Annotated in this window: 7 protein-coding genes; 2 read left to right on the plus strand and 5 right to left on the minus strand. The window is 64.3% G+C overall.

Translation table 11 applies throughout. The features are described from left to right. Positions 1–7: 7 nt before the first annotated feature. Both IP89_RS10645 and IP89_RS10650 read left to right on the plus strand, forming a co-directional pair. Entirely contained in the window at positions 8–2,086 is a 2,079-nt protein-coding gene (locus IP89_RS10645) for a carboxy terminal-processing peptidase (RefSeq protein WP_043309457.1), read from the plus strand. Positions 2,087–2,180: 94 nt separating this feature from the next. Continuing rightward, a complete protein-coding gene (locus IP89_RS10650) occupies positions 2,181–3,941 on the plus strand; it encodes a bifunctional diguanylate cyclase/phosphodiesterase (protein WP_043309458.1) in 1,761 nt (586 codons plus the stop codon). Here the strand turns inward: IP89_RS10650 and IP89_RS10655 are convergent. The 5 genes from IP89_RS10655 to IP89_RS10675 all read right to left on the minus strand — a co-directional run bounded on the left by IP89_RS10655 (position 3,925) and on the right by IP89_RS10675 (position 6,757). Further along, on the minus strand, positions 3,925–4,404 hold the full coding sequence (locus IP89_RS10655) for a sel1 repeat family protein (protein ID WP_043309459.1): 480 nt from the start codon (positions 4,402–4,404) through the stop codon (positions 3,925–3,927). The two genes, IP89_RS10650 and IP89_RS10655, sit on opposite strands and share 17 nt — an antisense overlap. Then, a complete protein-coding gene (locus tag IP89_RS10660) occupies positions 4,404–4,769 on the minus strand; it encodes a hypothetical protein (RefSeq protein WP_043309460.1) in 366 nt (121 codons plus the stop codon). Before IP89_RS10660 ends, IP89_RS10655 begins: the two co-directional genes overlap by 1 nt. Next, complete coding sequence (locus tag IP89_RS10665; RefSeq protein WP_043309461.1) at positions 4,766–5,089, minus strand: helix-turn-helix transcriptional regulator; 324 nt, start codon at positions 5,087–5,089, stop codon at positions 4,766–4,768. Before IP89_RS10665 ends, IP89_RS10660 begins: the two co-directional genes overlap by 4 nt. Positions 5,090–5,276: 187 nt before the next feature. Then, complete coding sequence (locus IP89_RS10670; RefSeq protein WP_043309462.1) at positions 5,277–5,693, minus strand: DUF1232 domain-containing protein; 417 nt, start codon at positions 5,691–5,693, stop codon at positions 5,277–5,279. Between the two features lie 353 nt (positions 5,694–6,046). After that, positions 6,047–6,757, minus strand: a complete 711-nt coding sequence (locus IP89_RS10675) for an FKBP-type peptidyl-prolyl cis-trans isomerase (RefSeq protein ID WP_043309463.1) — start codon at positions 6,755–6,757, stop codon at positions 6,047–6,049. Between the last annotated feature and the right edge of the window lie 280 nt (positions 6,758–7,037).

Genomic DNA, 7,037 nt, shown 5'->3' on the forward strand with positions numbered 1-7,037 from the left:
AACCAACATGCAGCGTTTCCTCCCCGCTACCGCCCTGGCCCTGCTCCTTGGCCTGCACGCCCTGCCCGCCGCTGCCAAGGCCGCCGCGGAGAACTGGGCCTATCTGCAACCGGATCGCGAACAGGTGATCGCCAGCCTCAACGTGGTGGAGTTGCTCAAGCGCCATCACTACAACAAGCCGCCCCTCGACGACGCCCGTTCGGCGAAGATCTACGAGGGCTACCTGAAGATGCTCGACCCGGCGCGCAGCTACTTCACTGCCGCCGATATCGCCCAGTTCAACCGCTGGCAGAACAAGTTCGACGACCTGCTCAAGAGCGGCGATCTGGAACCTGGCTTCATCATCTACCGCACCTATCTGCAACGCGCCGAGGAACGCCTCGACTACGTCGACTCCCTGCTCAAGGCCGGCGTCGACAAGTTCGACTTCAACGCCGACGAAAGCCTGCTGGTGGACCGCGAGAAAGCGCCCTGGGTCAAGGATAAGGCCGAGCTGGACGACCTCTGGCGCAAGCGCGTGAAGGATGAGGTGCTGCGCCTGAAGATTGCCGGCAAGGAACCCAAGGACATCCAGGACCTGCTGCAGAAGCGCTACAACAACCAGCGCAAGCGTCTTGAGCAGACTCGTGGCGAAGACGTGTTCCAGGCCTACATCAACGCCTTCGCGCAGACCTACGACCCGCACACCAACTACCTCTCCCCGGACAACGCGGAGAACTTCGACATCAACATGAGCCTGTCGCTGGAAGGCATCGGCGCCGTCCTGCAGACCGACAACGAATACGTCAAAGTGGTGCGCCTGGTGCCGGCCGGTCCGGCCGAGAAGAGCAAGCAGGTCGCGCCGGCCGACAAGATCATCGGCGTGGCCCAGGGCGACAAGGAAATGGTCGACGTGATCGGCTGGCGCCTGGACGAGGTGGTCAAGCTGATTCGCGGCCCGAAGGGCTCCAAGGTGCGCCTGGAAGTGATCCCGGCCAGCAACGCGCCGAACGACCAGACCAGCAAGGTGGTCACCATCGTTCGCGAGGCGGTCAAGCTGGAAGAGCAGGCCGCGCAGAAGTCGGTGCTCAAGCTGGAGCACGAGGGCCGCGAGTACAAGCTCGGGGTGATCAAGGTCCCGGCCTTCTACCTGGACTTCAAGGCCTACCGCGCCCAGGACCCCAACTACAAGAGCACTACCCGCGACGTGAAACGCCTGCTGGGTGAGCTGAAGCAGGAGAAGGTCGACGGCGTGGTCATCGACCTGCGCGACAACGGCGGTGGTTCGCTGCAGGAAGCCACCGAGCTGACCGGCCTGTTCATCGACCAGGGCCCGACCGTGCTGGTACGCAACAGCGACGGCCGCGTCGACGTGCTGGCCGACGAGGAACCGGGCGTGTTCTACAACGGCCCAATGGCCGTGCTGGTCGATCGCCTGTCCGCCTCGGCCTCGGAGATCTTCGCCGGCGCCATGCAGGACTACCATCGCGCGCTGATCCTCGGTGGGCAGACCTTCGGCAAGGGCACCGTGCAGACCATCCAGCCGCTCAACCATGGCGAGCTGAAACTGACCCTGGCCAAGTTCTACCGGGTTTCCGGGCAGAGCACCCAGCACCAGGGCGTGCTGCCGGATATCGCCTACCCCAACATCGTCGACACCAAGCAGATTGGCGAGAGTGCTCTGCCCGAGGCCATGCCGTGGGATAGCATCAAGCCGGCGGTGAATCCGGACAGCAACCCCTACAAGCCGTTCCTCGCCGAGCTGCAGTCACGTCACGAGTCGCGCACCGCGAGCAACCCGGACTTCGTCTTCACCCGCGAGCGCCTGGCCCTGGCGCAGAAGCTGATGGCCGAGACCAGCGTCAGCCTCAACGAGCAGGCACGCCGCAGCCAGCACGCCGATATAGAGGCCAAGCAACTGGCGCTGGAAAATGCCAAGCGCAAGGCCAAGGGCGAGGAGCTGCTCAAGGAGATCAAGGACGAGGACGAAGATGCAGCGCCGGTCGAGCCGGAGAAAACCAAGCCGGAAGACGACGCCTACCTGACCGAGAGCGGCCACATCCTGCTCGACTACCTGGGCCTGGAAGCCCGCGTGGCCAAGCACTAACGCCTGAGCGTAATCAAACAGTCATCGGACTGTCGTGAAATAGGGGCCGGTAGCGATACCGGCCCCTTTTCTTTTGGCAGAACGAGACACCTTCATGACCGTCACCGAGCAGTTGAGCGCTCTGGAATCCATCCTCGCTCACGGCGACCTGCACAGTCTGTTCCAGCCCATCATCAGCCTCTCCGAGCGCCGCATCCTCGGTTACGAAGCGCTGACCCGCGGTCCGTCCAACAGCTCCCTGCACGCCCCCATCGCCCTGTTCAGCGTGGCCCGCAACGCCGGCCGCCTGAGCGAGCTCGAACTCAGCGCCCGCAAGTGCGCGCTACGCCGCTTCCGCGACCAGCAACTCAGCGGCAAGCTGTTCCTCAACGTCTCTCCGGAGTCGCTGCTGGAAGCCAGCCACCAACCCGGACGCACCCTGCGCCTGCTGCAGGAATTCGGTATCGCCCCGGACCGGGTGGTGATCGAGCTCACCGAGCAGGCGCCAATCGACGACTTCGCCCTGCTCGACACCGCCCTGCACCACTACCGCGCCATGGGTTTTTCCATCGCCCTGGATGACCTCGGCGCCGGCTACTCGAGCCTGCGCCTGTGGTCGGAGCTGCGCCCTGACTACGTGAAGATCGATCGCCACTTCATCGACGGCATCCACCAGGACGCGGTGAAGCGCGAGTTCGTCGACTCCATCCTGAAAATGGCCAAGGCTTCGCGCGCCCAAGTGATCGCCGAGGGCATCGAACTGGCCGAGGAGCTGGCGACGCTGGTCGAGATGGGCGTCGACCTGGTCCAGGGCTACCTGCTCTGCCGCCCCCAGGAACAGCCACCGCGCGACGCGCAGAAACTGCTGCCGCGCCTGGACAGCACCAGCACGCCACTCGGCGAGGATGGCGGCGACCTCTCCGCGCTGCTCAACGAGCAACCGGCGGTGACCAGCGACACGCCCATCGCCGTGGTGCTGGAGGCCTTCCGCGCGCAGGCCAACCTCAACTCACTGACGGTGCTGGATACCAGCGAGCAGCCGGTCGGCATCGTCCATCGTCATTCGCTGTCCGATGCGCTGCTCAAGCCCTTCGCCACCGACCTGTTCGCGCGCAAGCCGATCAGCCGCCTGATGAGCACGGACTTTCTCGCCGTGGACATCGGCCAGTCGCTGCAGCAGGTCAGCCGGCTGCTCACCAGCCGTGCACGGCAACGCATGGAGGAAGACTTCATCATCACCAGCCAGGGGCGCTACCGCGGCCTGGGCCGGGTCATCGACGTGCTGCGCCTGATCACCGAGCTGCGCATCCAGCAGGCGCGCCACGCCAACCCGCTGACCCTGCTGCCCGGCAACGTGCCGATCCAGCAGTGCCTCGGCCGCCTGCTACAACAGGGACGAGAGGCAGCGGTGTGCTATGTGGATATCGACAGCTTCAAGCCGTTCAACGACCTCTACGGCTACGCCCGTGGCGACGAGGTGCTGCTGTGCCTGGCGCAGTGCCTGAACGAGCGGGTCGACCCCAGCCGCGACTTCGTCGGCCACATCGGCGGCGACGACTTCCTGCTGGTGTTGGGGCCAGACAACTGGCGCGAGCGGCTCAATCAACTACTGGAAGATTTCCAGGCGCAGTGCCGGCGCTTCTATCGCGAGGAGCACCTGCAGGCCGGCTGTTTCGTCAGCCACAACCGCCAGGGCAAGCGCGAGGAATTCCCGCTGCTGTCACTCTCCATAGGCGTGGTTCATCTGCACCCGCAGAACTGCGCACAGCTCGATGCCAGTCAGCTCGCCGGCCTGGCCTCGGAAGCCAAGCGCCACGCCAAGAACGTGCCCGGCTACAGCCTGCACATTCTCGATACGCTCAGCCTTTCGGCTTGAAGCCGAGGGCCTCGGCGCGCCGGGATAGCGCCTCGGCCTGAAGCGGATCGGCCAGCAGTCCCGGCCCACCCTCGCGGTACAGCACCGCAAGGCGCTGCGCCGCCAGCGGATGGCCGGCCTCGCTCGCCAGCGTCCACCAGCGCGCCGCCTCGGCGGCATCGGGGGCCTGACGACTGTCACCGGCCAGGCACTGCACGCCGAGCTGGTAGGCCGACTTGCCATCGCCACCCTGCGCCGCCAGACGCAGCAGGCGCAGGCCCTCTTCGCGAGCACCGAAGCCCTGGCCGCGAAACAGCAGAATATGACCGTAGAAACTCTGTGCCGGTACATACTCCAACGCGGCCATGCGTGCGTATTGGCCCTGCATCCAGTGCCAGGCCCGCGGTTGTTGCATCAGCCAGCGCCAGTGGAACAGGCGCCGCGCCAGCCAGTAGCCCAGCCGCGCGCGCAGGCGCCAGAGCATCAAGGCTCCTCGGGGTAGCTGAATTCGAAGACCCGAGCCACCTCGGCCGCATGCCAGGAGGCCGCGGCGATGCCATCGGAAGGGCCGGAGAAGCGGCCCAGGCGCGCCACGCACTCGAAGAAGCCGATGCGCGGCAAACGGCTGGCACCCTGGCTGATCACCAGGGCACTGCGCAACGGCCGCTCGGCGCGTGCATCCAGGGCGGCCAGATGCTCCAAGGCGGCGGTCAGGGTCTGCATGGCCGGAGTCGGCAACTGCAGACGCTCGACAAGGGCGCGATAGGTCAGCAGGTGGCGCTGGCGGCGGGCGTCCTCCAGCTCACCGAGCAGGGCCTGCCAGTGCTGGCGCTGGATGCGCACGCTCAAGACGGCTGCTCCCACTCGCCGATTTCCAGCACGTGCGCCAGCGAGCGCTGGATCGCGCTATCCGGCTCACGCTCGCCGGTTTCGATCATGTTCAGATAGTGCGGGCTAATGCCCACTGCACGGGCCAGATCGGCCTGGGACAGGCCCTTGGCCTCGCGCAGGCTGGCCAACTGGTCGAAGCGCGAGCTGGGCTTCGATGCTTGCGCAGCACTGGCGTTTGCCGGCGCCTGGCCGGCCGCCTGCAGCAACGCCTGGTACTCGGCCCAAGGCAACACGGCGTACTCCGCTTCGCCATCGCGCGTGATTACTTGCACACTCATACAGCTCTCCGTGGAAAGCAGTGCCGAGACGCTCGGCACCTCCCTTGCTGGCGCTCATCTTAACAGCGCGGATAGCTGCAGAGCGTGACCCATGCTGACTCGTCAGACAAGAGTCGGCAGCAGCCACACAGATGCCGAGAGGCGCCATGAGGGGAACAGGCGCCACCCGCGCAACCAGGAAGCGGGATCAGGGGGTAGGTAACGCCTCGGCCCGTTCGAGCACTTCGGGCGCCTGCGCCTCGCGCCAGGTGCGATAGGCCTGCAGCTCGCCCTCCCAGGTGCGCAGCACCCAGGCCAGCACCGCCAGGTCGTCCAGTAGGCCTACGCCGAGCAGCCAATCCGGCGCCATGTCCAGCGGCATGAGGAAATACACCAGGGCCGCCACGACTGCGACCAGGGCCTGCTTATTGATGGCGCGATACTCACCCCGCCACCAGGCCGCGCAAAGCCCTTGCAGCAAGCTCAGGTCACCGCGTAGCCGGGCAAAGCGCGCACCACCCTCGCCTTTTCGAGCGACCGCCAGCAGCAGAGCGGGCAGTCGACCACGCGCCAGAATCTGCTTGGCCAGACGAAGGTAACGCGCTGCATTCCAGGGAAAAGCCATGGCTCAAACTCCGCTATCGCCCATGCCTGCTGGGCTGCATTCAGTTATCCACCATAGCTGTGGATAACCCTGTGAACAGTTCTTTGATGACTCTACCAAACGCCCACCTCATGCGGCTTCGCTACAGATCGGGCACTTTTTGCTCACACGCAAAAAACCATATAAATCAGCCGGTTACGATATGAGCATTGCTCAGGAAAGCTGTAACAGCCCGAACGGTGAAAGTAACCGGCGCAATGTGCATAACCGTAACACCACAAGCACAGTCACCTTCGTTCAGACCGACCAGTCGCCGCCTGGTTCTACAAACGAAAACGCCCCGGCAAGCGGGGCGTTTTCCAGTGCGACGGGTGTTACTGAGCGGGAGCAGCCGGATCCTTGATGGCCAGCAGTTCCAGATCGAACACCAGTACCGAGTTGGCCGGGATCGCCGGGCTCGGGCTCTGCGGGCCGTAGGCCAGCTCGCTCGGGATGTACAGCTTGTACTTCTCGCCCACGTGCATCAGTTGCAGGCCTTCGACCCAACCCGGGATCACTCCGCTGACCGGCAGATCGATGGGGCTACCACGCTCGATCGAGCTGTCGAACACGGTACCGTCGGTGAGCTTGCCTTCGTAGTGAACGGTCACTACGTCGGTGGCTTTCGGCTGAGCGCCGTCGGCCTTCTTGATCACTTCATACTGCAGGCCGGAAGCGGTGGTCACTACGCCTTCCTTCTTGCCATTCTCCTCGAGGAATTTCTTGCCAGCCTGAGCCGACTCCTCGTTGAGCTTGGCCATGCGCTCCTCGGCGCGCTTCTGCAGGAAGGCGAAGGCCTCGGCCAGCTCTTCGTCTTTCAGCTTCTGTTCTTTCTTGCCGATGGCATCTTCGATACCCATGGCGACGGCCTTGGAGTCCAGGTCAGCCAGACCTTCCTGGGACAGGCTCTTGCCCATGTTCAGGCCGATGCCGTAGGAAGCCTTCTGCGCCGGGGTCTTGAGTTCCACTTCGCTGGTTTGTGCATCGCAACCGGCCAGAACCAGGCCGACCAGGGCAACCGCCGCAGCAAGACGATGTTGTTTCATGCTTGTTCCTTGTAGAAGCCCCGATGGGCAGAAAGAGAGGGCGAGCTTAGCAGCACGCAACGAGCAATGGCTATGGCACTGTAGGAGCCGCGGAAAGCGGATAAGTTCAGCGGCTGCGGGGTATATAGAGGAGGGTTTTGCCTGTACGCGAAAAATCGCAGGCAAAAAAAAACGACCTTTCGGTCGTTTTCTTCAAGCCTCGGTCTTCAGTCTAACCAAGGCTTTATATATGGCGCAGCGGACGGGACTCGAACCCGCGACCCCCGGCGTGACAGGCCGG

It is taken from the genome of Pseudomonas sp. ML96, from assembly GCF_000761545.1.
Lineage (GTDB): Bacteria > Pseudomonadota > Gammaproteobacteria > Pseudomonadales > Pseudomonadaceae > Aquipseudomonas.